Here is a 15,902-nt window from a genome sequence, read left to right as displayed (position 1 = left end):
GAAAGTCGATGCGGGCTACATTGCCTTACTTAAAAATTACGAAGAGGTAATTTTGTCAGTGTGTGTTTTCGTTATATCTTTATTAATAACACTAGTGCATTCACTTTAACTAAAGCACCAATAATGCCAATCTTAATAAATATATATAATTCAATAAGTTAAATATTTAAGCAAAAGTAAACCAAACAATAGCGCGATGATGTTTAACCAAGTTAGTGCAAGTTGCACGGCTTTCGTGCTTGTTCACATAATATAAATCCAGGGTAACTTGTGCGCTTTGCATAACGGCAAGTAACCTGTTGTGAATGGCTGCTTGTACTAACAACCGCTAACGTCTGCATCCAATACTAAAGCGCCGCCACCTGCGCTAACCACAATGCCTTCTTATCTTGGGCTAAAAAGCTCGCTTTAAAACTGTTCGCAGCTAAGGTTTTAATTTGCTCCTGGGTAATAGGCAAATGTGCTGCTAATGCGTGATAGTTGTCGTTTAAATAACCGCCGAAATAACTTGGATCATCCGCATTCACCGTCACTAGTAAACCGCTATCAAGCAAACTAAGAATGTTGTGCTCTCGCATATGGGAAAATACACATAATTTAATATTCGATAAAGGACAGACCGTGAGCGGCATTTGTTTTTGTGCCAAGGTTTGCATTAAAGCGGGATCATCGACACTACGAACACCATGATCGATTCGATGTACGTCCAAATCATTCAACGCACTCCATATATATTCTGCTGGACCTTCTTCCCCCGCGTGGGCAACACGCAACAAGCCAAGTGATTTTGCTTTAGCAAATACCCGAGCAAACTTTTGCGGAGGGTTACCAAGCTCTGAACTGTCGAGCCCTACCGCGGTGATCATCGATAAATAAGGCTGTGCCGCTTCGAGGGTTTCAAATGCACTTTCTTCACTTAAGTGCCGTAAGAACGACATAATCAATAACGTTGACTGGCCCCACTCTTTTTCCGCTTGGGCAATGGCCCGCATGAATCCCGACATGAATACCTCAAAGCCGATACCACGTTCGGTGTGGGTTTGCGGATCAAACATGATTTCGGCATGCACCACTTTATCTTCTTTACACTTGCATAGGTAATCCCACATTAAACGATAAAAATCGTCTTCATCTCGAAGCACAGAGGCGCCTAAATAATATAGATCCAAGAAACTTTGCAAATTATCAAAGTTGTAAGCACGGCGCACATCATCAATGGTGGCATAAGGTAATGTGACTTGGTGTTTGGCCGCTAACGCCATCATTAATTCAGGCTCAAGTGAGCCTTCTATATGCAAATGTAACTCAGCTTTGGGCAGTGCTTTAATTAATTCTGCTGTGGCTGCGTTTTCGATGGGCATGGTGACATCCTCTTATTAGTATCACGCTTAACGCCTGTATTGCTGTGCTGCCTCGCACTAGATTGGAGCAATACACGCACTACATTAGAGCGTGACATACGTTTATTAATTCGCTGAACACTATTTTAACTGAAGACACAGGCTATTTAGTCATTATTTTTCATCAGTTAACCGTTCCCTTGAGCGTGAAGCGACGTCTTTGTGTATCATTGTTCAGCATAAACCAGACCAAAGCTAGACTAAATGGTCAGGTTTTTGCTTTCACGGGGTACTTTAACCCTTTTTTCATTGGCCCGCTCAGGCTAGTAAGAGAACCCACAATGAGAAGCATCCATGTTTAACGCAGTATTCGAAAAGCTTTTTAAGCTGCAAGCCAATGGCACTAATATAAAAACAGAGTTTATCGCAGGTCTCACCACCTTCGCCGCCATGTCCTATGTACTTGTAGTTAACCCCAGTATTTTATCTGCTGGTGGTATGCCTGTAGTCGGCTTGATCACAGTGACCGCCCTCGCCGCTTGCTTAGGCACACTGCTAATGGCGTTTATGACCAACTACCCTATCGCGATGGCGCCAGGCATGGGCTTAAATGCATTTTTTGCCTTTACTATTTGTTTAACTCGCGACATCCACTGGGAAGCGGCATTAGGAATAGTATTTTGGAATGGCATACTCTTTTTACTGTTATCGGTGACAGGGGTGCGCACCAAGATAGCGGATGCTATCCCGGCAGCACTTAAAATTGGTGTGCAGTGTGGTATTGGCTTGTTTATCGCATTTATTGGTTTAAAAAACGCCGGTATCGTGGTTGATCACCCTGCTACCTTTCTTACCATTGGTGATTTATCTGAGCCTGCGACCATGCTCGCGGTTGTTGGCATTCTACTGACCATAGTGCTGTTTATCAAAAAGGTCACTGGCGCAATATTGATTTCTGTTTTAGTACTCACCTTAATTGGCGCGTTTATTCCTACCGCAGACGGATATCTAACGCAGCACACAGACTCATTTGTAGGTATGCCCGACAGTATCAGTACAACCTTTTTCGCCATGGATCTTATGTACCCAATCGAAAATATCGCCACTACGTGGGATCTTATCTTCGCTCTCTTATTCGTTAATATGTTTGATACCATCGGCACCTTAATTGGTGTATCTCGCCGTGCTAACTTATTAGATAAAGAAGGTCGGTTGCCGAAAATTGGCCCAGCGATGACCGCTGATGCAACTGCAAGCGTAGTCGGCGCAGCCCTTGGTACTTCCCCTGTCACGTCTTATGTAGAATCAGCTGCCGGTGTTTCATCAGGTGGCCGCACTGGCCTAACCGGAGTATTTGTTGCGTTGTGCTTTATGCTCGCGCTATTTTTCACACCGCTAATGAAAGTGATCCCATTAATGGCAACCACGCCCGCGTTGATAATGGTGGGTATTTTAATGATGGATTCATTCAGACAACTTGATTTTGACGATTTAACCGCCCTTGCCACCGCCACTGTTGCTCTGTTGGTTATGCCACTAACCTTTAGCATCAGTGAAGGGATAGCAATGGGCTTTATTACTTATGTGGGCATCATGGTCGGAACGGGCAAATATAAACAAGTGACTTGGATAACTTACGCCATGGCTGCTGTGTTTATACTGCGTTATGTGCTTGATTTGAAATAGCTCACTACGCGTATTGTCTCAGGTATCCGCTTAAAATCAGAAAACGCGTGATAGTGCTAACTATCACGCGTTTTTTTATGGCTTGCACTAAGCTAACCCCCACTACCTCAATCAGCGCTATTTAAACGGGAAGTTATCCTTCCAATGCTGAGCAATCTCTTGGCGCGTACTTAACCAAACACGGTCATGGCTTTGCACATATTCAATAAATCGTTGCAATGCAGCCATGCGCGCGGGACGGCCGACGATCCGGCAATGCAAACCAATTGACAGCATTTTTGGCGCGTAATTTCCTTCCTCGTACAACACATCAAATGCATCTTTAAGATACTGGTAGAACTGTTCCCCGCTGTTGAACCCTTGGGCACTAGCAAAGCGCATGTCGTTCGTATCTAGCGTGTAAGGAACAATTAATAAGGGTTTAAGATAATTAGTATCGTAGTATGGCAGGTCATCCGCGTAAGAATCTGCGCAATACAATAAATCATCTCGCTCAGATATAAGTTTTAAGGTATTTGGGCTGGTTCGCCCAGTATACCAACCAACCGGTTTCGAGCCCGTTATGGCTTGATGAAGCTGCATAGAAGCATCAATCATTTTTCGCTCTTGTGCCTCAGGCATATTTTGATAATGGATCCAGCGCATGCCGTGACTAGCAATTTCCCAGTTGGCTTCTTTCATTGCGGCAACCGCCTCAGGGTTACGTTGCAACGCCATGGTCACGCCGAAGACAGTAATCGGTACCTGCAAACGCTCAAATAGACGATGTAACCGCCAGAAACCGACTCGACTGCCATATTCATACATGGATTCCATGCTCAAATGACGGTCTTTGTACGCTTGCGCACCAATGATTTCAGAAAGAAAAACTTCAGACGTATCATCACCATGCAAAACACAGTTTTCGCCACCTTCTTCATAGTTAAGCACGAACTGCACTGCTATATTTGCATTGCTAGGCCAGTTCGGATTCGGCGGTGTGTCGCCGTAGCCGATTAAATCTCGTGGGTATGCGTGGTTCATTACCTATCTCTTGTTATTGATATTGTTTTGGTACTGTTAGGCCGCAGCCTTGTAAAATGAGCTTAATTAAACTCTTGGTGGCGTTTGCGAATTCATTTTGATCCATTTCATGGCCTTTAAGTTCCGTAATTTGCGCAGAAAAATCAGCGTAGTGTTGACTGCTAGCCCAAATATTGAACAACAAATAATAGGGGTCAATTTCTGGTAATTTTCCTAGTTCAATCCATTGCTGAATGACCGCTACGCGCGAATTCATCCATGTTGAATGCTGATCTTTGAAGAAGCTGCTCAAGTTTGGTGCACCATTGATAATTTCTAGTGCAAATATTTTCGATGCATCTGGCCGGCAACGTGAGATTTCCATCTTATCTGCTATATACGCAGCTAACACTTGAGCAGGATCATCCTGCGCTTTTGCATTATCAAAACTGCTGTTCCACAAACTTAAAATCTCTTGTAACAAGGCTAAATACAAACCGTCTTTAGACTTAAAATAGTACAAAATATTGGTCTTAGGTAATTCAGCTCTATCAGCGATGTGCTGCACGCGAGTTCCTTTAAACCCATGAATTGCAAACTCTTTTTCTGCAGCAGCTAATATTTTAACGCGATTAATTGCACCGATACTGTCATCTTTTTTTGATAATGAGTCACTCATGTAATTTGTTCATTTCCTTTTATGTAGAGCCGTGTATATTTGGCCGCGCATGTCCCATTAACATTAGGTTAACATACTACCTAAAATTACTTAGCTTGCCTATTCTTCACGAGTTATCTTCGAAAAATTAGCGACTTAGGCATTATTCAAGCAAGCCATAAACCGATTCAGTCGTTAGGCACTAAGCACTCATAATACCAAACTCAGAAAACAATTTAGCAAAAACCTGACCAATTGGTCTGGTTTTTGTATTAAATCACGCTATTATACAAATCATTACAAACATATTTATGACTGAGCTACTCGGAGAAGACCATGATCAGCTTTCTACTTAATGACAAAGCTGTGCACATAGATGCAAGTCAAGCAGATACGACACTGCTCAATTACCTAAGAGAAGAGCGCAAGCTAAGTGGCACTAAAGAAGGCTGTGCGTCAGGCGATTGCGGCGCATGCACGGTCGTGGTCGCACATCCTAATAAACAGGGCTCAGCACTAGAGTATCGCGCCTTAAACAGCTGCGTGACGTTTTTATCTGCAATTCAAGGCAAGCAGCTATTAACGGTAGAGCACTTAGCGGAAGGTGAAACCTTACATCCTGTACAAGCAGCCATGGTAGATGCTCACGGATCTCAGTGCGGTTTTTGTACGCCCGGTTTCGTTATGTCTATGTTCGCTCTTTACCAAAAAGATAACGCGCCTAACCGTGAGCAGATCAACGTAGCACTAGGGGGTAATTTATGCCGCTGTACGGGTTATCGCCCTATTATTGACGCGGCCTTAAATGCCTGTACTGGCGCGCCAAGTGACAAATTTAGTCGCAACCAACACATCACTCTTGAACAGTTAGCTGAACTTGACAATAGTGACAGTGGCTTACCCGCCCTGCTGATGCCTAAAAATCGCCGTGAGCTCAGTGTAGCCATAAAAGAAAATCCAGATGCGCGATTATTCGCTGGCAGCACAGATTTAGCCTTAGAAGTCACTCAGCAGCTTAAAAGTTTACCTAAACTAATAAGCTTAACCGAAGTAGACGAACTGCAGGACATAGAAGAAACCGAAGACGGCCTTAAAATCGGCGCGGCCGTGCCATTTAGCAAAATGGAAACCTTGCTGCTCAAGCATTTTCCTGCGTTACATGAATTGATCGAACGCTTCGCATCTACCCCTATTCGTAACCAAGCTACGTTAGGAGGGAATGTGGCTAACGCGTCTCCTATCGGCGATATGCCCCCGGCACTACTGGCACTAAATGCGATTATTCATGTCGATAACGGTAGTACAAAACGTGAAATCAATATCAGTGAGTTTTTTACCGGCTACCGTCAAACGTTGTTAAAACAAGGGGAATGGATAGCCGGTATTTACATTCCGTTTTTATCTGAGGCGGCGCAAGTACGCGCGTACAAAGTATCTAAACGCCAAGAAGATGATATTTCAGCGGTGTGCGCTGTATTTAACTTAACATTAGACGACAATAATATTGTACAAAGGCTGAATACCGGATTTGGCGGTGTAGCTGCAACACCAGCATCTGACGATGCACTTAGCAATATACTCGTCGGAAAAGACTGGACTCTAGCTGAAACGTTTGAAGCGGGCAAAAATGTCTTATGCCAAACATTTTCCCCCATTGATGACGTGCGCGCCAGTGCAGAATATCGTCAAACATTATTGGTCAACCTATTCAAGCGTTTTTGGCTGCAAACAAACCAACACAGTCAACAAATTGAAACCCGAGTGCACACGTATGCATAATATTAAAATGCGTAATATTAAATCTGTGCTTAGCTGGGCTGTGCCCCACTCTACATTAGATATTCAGCGAGGTTACTGTCATGCGTAAACTTATTGAACAGCCGTTTACCAGTAACCCACAGGGCAAGGTCGGTAAATCTCATCCCCACGAAAGCGCCATTCGTCAAGTGAGCGGACAAGCTCGTTACGTGGATGACATGCCCGAACCTGGCAATTTACAATATGCCGCTGTGGGCACCAGCCCAGAAGCATCAGGCATAATAAACCATATAGATTTAACTGAGGTTTGGGCTAGCCCTGGGGTCATTGATGTCATTACCGTAGATGACGTACCAGGCCACGTAGATATTGCACCGGTTTTCGATGGCGATCCGATTTTTGCGCAAGGTCGCGTTTTATTTAATGGCCAAGCTATGTTTGCTGTGCTGGCTGACAGCACGCATCACGCTAGACAAGCGGCCCTAAAAGCGAAAATTGACATTACTCCTACCACGGCTTGCCTTAGCGTATCCGAGGCGAAGCAACAGGACAATTTTGTACGACCGCCACACTTTATGCACCAAGGAGACTTTGCCAGCGCATTCGCCCAAAGTGAATGCAATGCTCAGGGGCATTTAAGCATAGGTGGTCAAGAGCACATGTACCTTGAGGGTCAAGTGTCCATGGCGATAAACGATGAAGAAGATCGCGTCTTGGTGTATACCTCTAGCCAACACCCAAGTGAAGTGCAAAAACTGATTGCTGAAGTGCTAGGGTGTAAATTAAACAAAGTCGTGGTCGACATGCGCCGAATGGGGGGCGGTTTTGGGGGTAAAGAAACCCAAGCTGCTCAGTGGGCATGTATTGCGGCACTACTTGCAAAGCGTAATCAATGCGCAGTAAAGCTTCGTTTACCACGCATGCAAGACATGATCGCCACGGGAAAACGCCATCCGTTCGAAAACAGCTATCAAGTGGGTTTTAACCAAGATGGTTTAATCACTGCCGCTGCAATCGACATCAATGGTAATTGCGGGCACTCGCCGGACTTATCAGACGCAATTGTTGATAGAGCCATGTTTCATTGCGACAACGGTTATTACCTCGAAAACGTGAATGTGGCCGGTCACCGATGCCGTACTAATCAAGTATCACACACCGCCTACCGCGGGTTTGGCGGCCCACAGGGCATGATAATGGCTGAAGTCATGATGGATGCCATTGCGCGTAAAGTCGGGAAAGATCCACTCACTGTGCGCAAATTGAATCTATACGGTGAGAACGAACGTAACTTAACGCCATACGGCATGACCGTTGAGCACAACTTGCTTGGCGATTTAATCGACAGGTTGGAAACATCTTCTGATTACTGGGCGAGAAGAGAAACGATTACTCAATTCAATAAAACCAGCCCAATCGTTAAGAAAGGTTTAGCACTGACGCCCGTTAAATTCGGCATCTCATTCACTGCTAAGCATTTGAACCAAGCCGGCGCCCTGTTGCATGTTTACACAGATGGCAGCATGCAAATCAACCATGGCGGCACTGAAATGGGCCAAGGTTTGCACACTAAGATTGGGCAAATTGTCGCCAATGAATTTGGTATATCGCTGCATGACGTAGAGGTCACGGCCACGCGAACGGATAAAGTTCCCAACACCTCCCCCACTGCGGCATCAAGTGGTACCGATTTGAACGGAAAAGCGGCACAAAATGCATGTATCATCGTTAAACAGCGCTTAGCAGAATTTTACGCTGAGCAGATTGGTGATAATGCATTATCTGCTGATGATGTGGTTTTCTCAGACAATCGCGTCACATTGGCCGAACATAGCATTGATTTTGTCCAGTTAGTCCAAGATGCCTACATAGGTCGTGTATCACTGTCTTCAACAGGTTTTTATAAAACACCAAAAATTCATTACGATAGAAGCACAGGCAATGGTCGTCCGTTCTTTTATTTTGCTTATGGAGCGTCAGTGTCCGAAGTAGCCGTTGATACTCTGACCGGTGAATACAAGGTAGAACGTGTTGATATTTTGCATGATGTAGGTCGCAGCCTTAACCCAGCAATTGACATCGGCCAGATTGAAGGCGGCTTTATTCAAGGTATGGGCTGGCTTACTACAGAAGATTTAAAGTGGGACAACACAGGCCGATTGATCAGTAACAACCCAGCAACCTATAAAATACCCGCTATTGGTGACACGCCAGAGGTATTCAATGTCGACTTGTACCCACGGGACAACGACGAAGACAGTATCTATCATTCAAAAGCAGTCGGTGAGCCACCCTTTATGTTAGCCAATTCGGTTTGGTGCGCGATTAAGGATGCTATTTCAAGCTTGACTGACTATAAGGTCGACCCACCTTTGCCTGCCCCTGCCACGCCAGAGGCGGTGCTAAAATGCATAACAGCCCTAGAGAACGGTTTGTTCTCTGACAAGGTAAGCTAAGATGAATACCAACAAATGGTATGATGCGCTGCACCAATGCCAAGCACAAGGTAAAGGCTATGTGTTGGTCACCGTTTTGGCTGCTGCGGGTTCAACCCCTAGGGGCAACGGTACCAAGATGATTGTCACAGGTGACGAAACCTTTGACACCATAGGCGGTGGGCATTTGGAATTCGCCGCCACCGAGCAAGCCCGAAGTTTATTGGCAGCAAAGGAACATACCCAACATATTGAGCACTATCCCCTTTCGAGCAAGTTAGGCCAATGCTGCGGCGGTGCGGTTAATCTATTGTTTGAAGTGATGATTGAGCAATGCCAAACTGTACAAATATACGGGGCCGGACATGTCGCCCACTCGTTAGTGCCATTGCTGGCGCAGTTGCCACTACAAATACAATGGATTGATTCACGCGCTGATTTGTTGCCGCAAAACGATGCTAAATTTAATGTTGCGAATGTGGAGATGATAGTAAGTGACGAGCCAAGTGAGCATATCTCTTGTGCCCCTGCCAACAGCTGGTTGGTGATCATGACCCACAATCATCAGTTAGATTATGAACTGGTTGAAACTGCACTTAAACGCCCTGACCTACCGTTTATCGGCATGATTGGGTCAGACACTAAAGCTAAGCGTTTTAGTACGCGCATTGCCACTCGCATGCCCGATGCGGATTCCCTCGAACGGTTTGTCAGCCCAATTGGCGTGTTAGATATTCCCGGGAAGCGTCCGATTGAAGTAGCAGTATCGATTGCGGGCCAATTGATTCAGCGACTTAATCAGCATGATGACGCTAATCAAAAAAGCGTTGCGACAACTCCCTCAAGCCAAAGCATTGAGCGTAACAATGCTCATAGAAATGCCCAAAAAGATACGGATAAAACCACGCAAAAAAATCAAGCAAAACGTGAAAAACAGGTACGCGCATGGCGCGCCTCAAAAGAGCTAAAAGACTTACTATGACCTTAACCGAACTAAATAACCTGTCGCCAGAAGCGGCAGAACACTTTTTTGCTCAAACCTGCGCAGCACAGCGCTGGGTTACAAAAATGCAAGCCCAGCGGCCTTATGCCAATGTGCCAAATGTGCTGCAGCAAGCAAAAACACACTGGCAAGACATGGAACAAGACGACTTTTTACAAGCGTTTGATGCGCATCCTATGATTGGTGACATGAGTAGCCTTAGGGAAAAGTATGCCAGCACAAAGGCCATGGCCAGCCACGAGCAAGATGGCGCCAGTCAGGCCGACGAAGCGACTTTACAGGCATTACAAAAATTAAATTTAGCCTATAAAGAGAAGCACGGATTTATCTTTATTATCTGTGCTAGCGGGTTAAGCGCGAAAACCATGCTTGAGGAAATCGAAAAGCGAATCGACAATACCACGGCAACTGAAATAGACATTGCCAGTAAAGAACAAATTAAAATTACTATGTTACGTATCTTAAAAGGCCTTTCAGATGAGTAAAGCACCATCACTTTCAAGCCATGTGCTAGACACTACGCTCGGTAAACCTGCCGCCAATATGCAGCTAATGTTAACTACCCCAGAAGGCAATATTGCCCACGCACAAACAGACGCTGATGGCCGCTGTAATCAATGGGGCGAATTAGCGATAACCGCGGGCCACTATCAGCTTAGGTTCATCACAGGTGAGTATTTATCTGCCACCCATGGTAGCGCATTTTATCCCTTTGTAGACGTGCATTTTGAGATAACAAAAGAAGGCGGTCATTACCATATTCCGCTACTCATTTCGCCATTTGGCTTTAGCAGTTACCGCGGTAGCTAACGGAATATTTTATTCAATGACAACCAAAATATACTTTGCTTCCATTTTGCATTTTTCTCAGAAAACACAGCAACCAAAAGATGACTTTAGCTATTTTAAAGACGGCGCACTGGTTACGCGTAACGGGAAAGTAGAAGCCGTTGGTGATGCAAAAAGTCTTTCAGAACAGTACGTAGAAGCAATACCTGCTGATTATCGCGGGCAACTTATTGTGCCGGGTTTTATCGATAGCCATTTGCACTTTCCGCAGACCGAAATGCTCGCCAGTTATGGCGAACAGTTACTCGATTGGCTTGATAATTACACCTTTCCTACAGAGAAAAAATTTGCCGACCCTGAGTACGCGGCCAAAATAGCAGACGTGTTTTTGCGTCAACTATACCGCCACGGCACCACCAGTGCCATGGTCTATTCGTCAGTTCACCAGTGTGCAGCCGATGCCCTTTTCAGCGCTGCTCAGAAAAACAATATGTTGTTGATTGCAGGTAAGGTATGCATGGACAGGCACTGTCCAACTTGGTTACAAGACACCCCTGAAATAGCACAAAAAGAAAGTGCGGAATTGATTGAACGCTGGCATGGGAAAGACCGCTTACATTATGCGATTACACCCAGATTCGCCCCTACTAGTAGCCGTAAACAATTGCATGCATTAGGCGAGTTAGCACAACAATATCCGGACGTATATATTCAAAGCCATTTGAATGAAAACCTAAATGAAATCGAGTGGGTTAATTCTCTTTTCCCTGATTACAACGGTTATTTAGACGTATACGATAAATTCAATATGCTGCGCCCAAAATCCATGTTTGGTCATTGTATTCACATGCAAGAACACGAATGGCAGCGTATGGCTGACAGCGGCGCAAGTATCGCATTTTGCCCCACTTCCAACTTGTTTTTAGGCAGCGGATTATTTGATTTAGTCACAGCTGAGAAATACAACATCCCCGTGGCCTTAGCCACAGATGTGGGTGCGGGTACCACTTTTAGTATGTTACGTACCTTGGGCGAGGCGTATAAGGTAGGGCAATTACGCGGCGAGCAGTTACAACCCTTACATGGTTTATATTTAATGACTCAAGGCGCAGCTGTTGCTCAAGATCTTGACGATCAAATTGGAAATTTAAACCCAGGAACCGATGCTGACTTCGTGATCATCGATCCGCATTTTGATGAACTAACGCGACTACGCTGTGAAGAACAAAGCGAAATCAAAGAGATTATATTTGCCTTAAGCATGCTTGCCGATGACAGAGCAATTACGGCAACGTACATCGCAGGTGAACCTGTTTATCAGGCGAACGCATAAACAAACGTAAAGAATAAGAATTACAACAAAGGAACATCAGTATGGCATGGTTTGAATGGTCGTCTTTATTTATCCGCTGGTTTCACGTTATCGCCGGCGTGGCGTGGATTGGCGCATCGTTTTACTTTATTTGGCTAGATAACAATTTGCGTACCCCGCCAAAATGGAAGCAAGACAAAGGCATAAAAGGTGACCTGTGGGCAGTGCACGGCGGCGGATTTTACGAGGTTGCCAAGTATCAGCGCGGGCCAGAAAAAATGCCGGAAACCTTACATTGGTTCAAATGGGAAGCCTACACCACTTGGTTGAGTGGCTTCTTATTGCTGAGCTTAATTTACTATCACGGCGCGTCTATTTACTTGATTGATCCCAGTGTAATGGATTTGACACCGCAAGACGCAATAATTCGCGGTTTGGGACTCATTTTTGGCGGCTTGTTTATTTATGAAGGGGCTTGTCGAAGTGCCCTTGGACGCTACCCTACGCTATTCGGATTATTCCTGCTGGTACTGCTTGGCGCGGTAAGCTATTTGGCCACCCATTGGTTTAGTGGCCGTGGTGCATTTATCCACGTTGGTGCATTAGTCGGTACCATTATGGCAGGCAATGTCTTCTTCAAGATTATGCCGGCTCAGCGGCTAATGGTCGATGCCGTTACCAACAATAAAGAGATCGACCCAGCTTGGGGCTTGGCAGCAAAACTTCGTTCGGTGCACAATAATTACCTTACCCTGCCTCTGTTATTCATCATGATCAGTAATCACTACCCCATGACCTTTCAACACCCGCAAGCATGGGCTGTGCTTATGGCTATTGGTATTGTTTCAGCGTGGATCCGTCATTACTTTAACTTAAAACATATAGGTATATATCGCCCGTCTGTGCTTATTACTGGCGCTATAGGCATGCTATTAATTGCTGGATGGGTATCTTATCCTAGGGCTACTCAAAATGAAGCCAGCGATATTCAAGCTCACCAAAGTAGCGTTTCTTCTAATAAAGCACCGCTAAATGACGTTGAACAGCGAGCGTTTGATGTAATTCAAACCCACTGTGCTAACTGTCATTCTGCTAAGCCAACGGATGAACTATTTGTTGTGGCCCCGCTGGGCTTAATGCTTGATTCTTGGCAGCAAATTAATGCAAAAGCACCATTGATTTACCAGCGCGCTGTGATCAACAAAGATATGCCATTGATGAACAAAACCGGTATGACCGAAGATGACAGAGAAGCGATTGGTCAGTGGTTCAAGCCATAAATTGATGGCCAGATGGCGAAGTCCCTACACTAAACGTATTGGTTCAGTGTAGGGGATTTTCCCCTGACTATTGAATATCTCCCACGCCAAGTTGACGTTTGTGCATATAATTGGCCAACTGAATATCACCTAACTCGGCGCTTTCTTGCAATGCCTTGAACACCCCTTGTTGGTCAGGTACTTTGCGCTGCTGACCGAGCTTTTCTTTCGCGTCGATATGTTCAATTACGACTTTAAAACCCACCACCCCTCGACGAAGTTTATCTTGATATTCCTCGGGCATTAAGGTTTTGTTGTTGAGTAAAGCAGGCTCGTATTTGGCCACCAAGTCGTCCATAGCCTGTATTGTCTCATCATCGTTAAGCAGGCTAGCACTGCCCTTACAATGCACTGCTGCATAGTTCCATGTAGGTACGCTAGGCCCGTTTTCATACCAAGTTGGAGAAATATAAGCATGAGGACCACTGAAAATCACCAACGCGTTCTCACCCGTCAATTGCTGAATATGGGGGTTTGCTCTGGCAATATGACCGTATAGAACCCCCTGCTCGCCCTCTTCTTGTTTGAAGGTGAATGGGATGTGCGTGGCATCCAATGTATCAGAAACAACAACACCAAAACTGTGTTCACTGATAAACTGAGCAATATGTTCTTTTTCTTGTATACGTAGATTTTTAGGGACAAACATGGATTGGAATCTCTTCTTTGTTGTGACCTGACGTGCGTCGGTCACTTATTAGCAATCATTATTCATATTTTAGATTTGAAAAAAATCTTAGCACTTCAACAAAGTCAAATAGATGACATTCTGCTAAAAAGCCGACTTTTGAGGGAAGAAAAGTAAAAAACGCTCTATTTAGAGCGTTCTACAAAGAAGATTGATTGGATCCACGTTATTCGAGCTATGGTGCTTAAGCTTAAGGCGCAATCCCAACGCGGATCAAAGTTATTTAAACTCGGATTAGCGTACAAATTTTGTTACCCGCAGGGTCGCGTAGATACGCTAGGTGCATTTTATTTTCACCTTCACCGCGCACTCCTGGAGGGTCTTCACAAGCCACACCACCATTAGCGACCCCTGCGGCGTGCCACGCTTCTGCTTGCTCTGTGCTTTCCACTTTAAAGCCCAGTGTTGTGCCGTTTCCATGACATGCAGGCTCACCGTTGATCGGTTTCGTTAATGCAAAAACACCGCTTTTATCAAAGTAAAAACAACGGCCTTTTTCATCCATTCCACCTGGCTTATAGCCCAATACCTGCATGGTGGCATCGTAGAACTTTTTTGATGCCTCCATATCATTTACACCTATCATCACATGACTAAACATACTTCAACTCCTACTTACAAATGGGCCTAGTGGCATAAACCAAATTGACCAGAAATAAGCTAACGCCCTAGCGCCAACAATATTGGCAGTGCGGTATAGATAAATCCCAGTAAATCTGGTTGTAATATTAGTTAATGCATTAATTTATCAGTACTTTTGGAGCCTAGCAATGAATTTAGCGAAGCGGCAAAAAAGACGCTTAAGCATGCTGCGCAATCGACAAGCCACTATTGTGTAGACGTACCTGTGCAGCCGTACTTATCCAGCGGTACTTAACCAGCATATTCAATGAGCTATTTTCCAGAAGCCCTATTTAACGAGGGTCATCTATCAGCATGCAGTAAGAACACTGAAAACATGTCGTCATTTGCCAACCATTGCTGTTCTAATCGCCAGCCTGCCATGCGCGCTAAATGAACAAATTCATCAGGACGATATTTATAGGAGTTTTCGGTATGAATGGTTTCTCCTTGGGCGAAGGAAATCGATTGGCCATTGATATGAACACTCTGCTCTATTTTACTAACAAGATGCATCTCTATACGACCAAAATGCGGGTTGTAAAATGCGTAGTGCTCAAACGCGTCGAGGTCAAAATTACTGGCGGCGATATGGTTTACGTGGCGCAGTATATTAAGGTTAAACTTGGCAGTAACACCTGCACTATCGTTATAAGCTTGATGAAGTGTATGCAGCGATTTTTTTGTATCCACGCCAATTAATAACATTCCGCTGTCACCTAGCGTTTTGCGTAACCGCTGCAAAAACGTAAGGGCAAAATCACGATTAAAATTACCAATGGTTGAGCCAGGAAAGAAGCCTAGTTTCGGCAATTGATCTTGATTTTTGCCTTTATTCTGCAGCGACACAGGTTGGGTAAAATCGGCAAATATTGGCGCCACATTCACGTGTGGGTAATCAGCGGAGAGTTTATCGGCAGCCCTTTGTAAATGACTGTGAGCGATATCAATAGGCACCACAGATTCAATCATTTTAATGCTTTCAAGCAGTATTCGAATCTTGGTTAAACTGCCTGCACCAAATTCAACCAGCTCCACCGGCTGTGCGATTGACTGAGATAAATCACCAGCGATATGCGGCAACATATTCATTTCTGTGAGATATGGGTAATATTCTGGTAAATCGCAAATCTGATCGAATAGATCTGAGCCTACACTGTCATAAAAAAATTTAGACGAAATAATCTTTTGTTGGGCATTCAACCCTGCTGTTATTTCAGCAATAAGTTGTAACTCTGGACTAAGTTGATTCGTTGAATCCGCTCGTTGTGCAACTGGAGGTACTGACATA

14 protein-coding genes are annotated in these 15,902 nt (G+C 44.7%); 8 read left to right on the top strand and 6 right to left on the bottom strand.

The annotated features are described in order from the left end of the window. Window positions 1–347: 347 nt before the first annotated feature. Window positions 348–1,361 carry an adenosine deaminase gene (locus tag GCHA_RS10400; RefSeq protein WP_007987909.1) on the bottom strand — a complete coding sequence of 338 codons (1,014 nt, stop codon included), beginning with the start codon at window positions 1,359–1,361 and terminating at the stop codon, window positions 348–350. 333 nt (window positions 1,362–1,694) lie between these two features. Here GCHA_RS10400 and GCHA_RS10395 point away from each other — a divergent pair, with 333 nt between their 5' ends. Then, the gene (locus tag GCHA_RS10395; protein WP_007987908.1) at window positions 1,695–3,026 is read left to right on the top strand and encodes an NCS2 family permease; all 1,332 of its coding nucleotides are present in this window, start codon (window positions 1,695–1,697) and stop codon (window positions 3,024–3,026) included. Window positions 3,027–3,143: 117 nt separating this feature from the next. Here GCHA_RS10395 and puuE read toward each other — a convergent pair whose 3' ends face one another. After that, on the bottom strand, window positions 3,144–4,049 hold the full coding sequence (gene puuE, locus GCHA_RS10390) for an allantoinase PuuE (RefSeq protein WP_007987907.1): 906 nt from the start codon (window positions 4,047–4,049) through the stop codon (window positions 3,144–3,146). A gap of 13 nt (window positions 4,050–4,062) precedes the next feature. Further along, window positions 4,063–4,707 (bottom strand): TetR/AcrR family transcriptional regulator, encoded by a 645-nt coding sequence (locus tag GCHA_RS10385; protein ID WP_007987906.1) that lies wholly within the window; start codon window positions 4,705–4,707, stop codon window positions 4,063–4,065. 315 nt (window positions 4,708–5,022) lie between these two features. Between GCHA_RS10385 and xdhA the strand changes: the two genes are divergently transcribed. From xdhA to GCHA_RS10350, 7 genes are all read left to right on the top strand, one after another. After that, window positions 5,023–6,465 carry a xanthine dehydrogenase small subunit gene (gene xdhA / locus GCHA_RS10380; protein WP_007987905.1) on the top strand — a complete coding sequence of 481 codons (1,443 nt, stop codon included), beginning with the start codon at window positions 5,023–5,025 and terminating at the stop codon, window positions 6,463–6,465. An 80-nt stretch (window positions 6,466–6,545) separates the two neighbouring features. Next, entirely contained in the window at window positions 6,546–8,900 is a 2,355-nt protein-coding gene (gene xdhB / locus GCHA_RS10375; RefSeq protein WP_007987904.1) for a xanthine dehydrogenase molybdopterin binding subunit, read from the top strand. A 1-nt stretch (window position 8,901) separates the two neighbouring features. Next, window positions 8,902–9,861, top strand: a complete 960-nt coding sequence (gene xdhC / locus GCHA_RS10370; protein ID WP_007987902.1) for a xanthine dehydrogenase accessory protein XdhC — start codon at window positions 8,902–8,904, stop codon at window positions 9,859–9,861. Continuing rightward, window positions 9,858–10,367: a 2-oxo-4-hydroxy-4-carboxy-5-ureidoimidazoline decarboxylase gene (gene uraD, locus GCHA_RS10365; protein WP_007987901.1), complete on the top strand. Its 510-nt coding sequence runs from the start codon at window positions 9,858–9,860 to the stop codon at window positions 10,365–10,367. Before xdhC ends, uraD begins: the two co-directional genes overlap by 4 nt. Beyond that, the gene (gene uraH, locus GCHA_RS10360; RefSeq protein ID WP_007987900.1) at window positions 10,360–10,692 is read left to right on the top strand and encodes a hydroxyisourate hydrolase; all 333 of its coding nucleotides are present in this window, start codon (window positions 10,360–10,362) and stop codon (window positions 10,690–10,692) included. Before uraD ends, uraH begins: the two co-directional genes overlap by 8 nt. 16 nt (window positions 10,693–10,708) lie before the next feature. Continuing rightward, on the top strand, window positions 10,709–12,004 hold the full coding sequence (guaD, locus tag GCHA_RS10355) for a guanine deaminase (protein WP_007987899.1): 1,296 nt from the start codon (window positions 10,709–10,711) through the stop codon (window positions 12,002–12,004). Window positions 12,005–12,045: 41 nt separating this feature from the next. Then, window positions 12,046–13,263 carry a urate hydroxylase PuuD gene (locus tag GCHA_RS10350; protein ID WP_007987898.1) on the top strand — a complete coding sequence of 406 codons (1,218 nt, stop codon included), beginning with the start codon at window positions 12,046–12,048 and terminating at the stop codon, window positions 13,261–13,263. Between the two features lie 67 nt (window positions 13,264–13,330). Here GCHA_RS10350 and GCHA_RS10345 read toward each other — a convergent pair whose 3' ends face one another. The 3 genes from GCHA_RS10345 to egtD form a co-directional block, all read right to left on the bottom strand. Further along, window positions 13,331–13,951, bottom strand: a complete 621-nt coding sequence (locus GCHA_RS10345; protein ID WP_007987897.1) for an FMN-binding negative transcriptional regulator — start codon at window positions 13,949–13,951, stop codon at window positions 13,331–13,333. A gap of 262 nt (window positions 13,952–14,213) precedes the next feature. Continuing rightward, the gene (locus tag GCHA_RS10340) at window positions 14,214–14,591 is read right to left on the bottom strand and encodes a VOC family protein (protein WP_007987896.1); all 378 of its coding nucleotides are present in this window, start codon (window positions 14,589–14,591) and stop codon (window positions 14,214–14,216) included. 323 nt (window positions 14,592–14,914) lie between these two features. Then, window positions 14,915–15,901, bottom strand: coding sequence for an L-histidine N(alpha)-methyltransferase (gene egtD, locus GCHA_RS10335; protein WP_007987894.1), 987 nt, complete (start codon window positions 15,899–15,901; stop codon window positions 14,915–14,917). Between the last annotated feature and the right edge of the window lies 1 nt (window position 15,902).

Source organism: Paraglaciecola chathamensis S18K6, from assembly GCA_000314955.1.
GTDB classification, from domain to species: Bacteria; Pseudomonadota; Gammaproteobacteria; order Enterobacterales; family Alteromonadaceae; genus Paraglaciecola; species Paraglaciecola chathamensis.
Note: the sequence above shows the minus strand (reverse complement) of the source record. Positions and strands in the feature narration are given on the sequence as shown.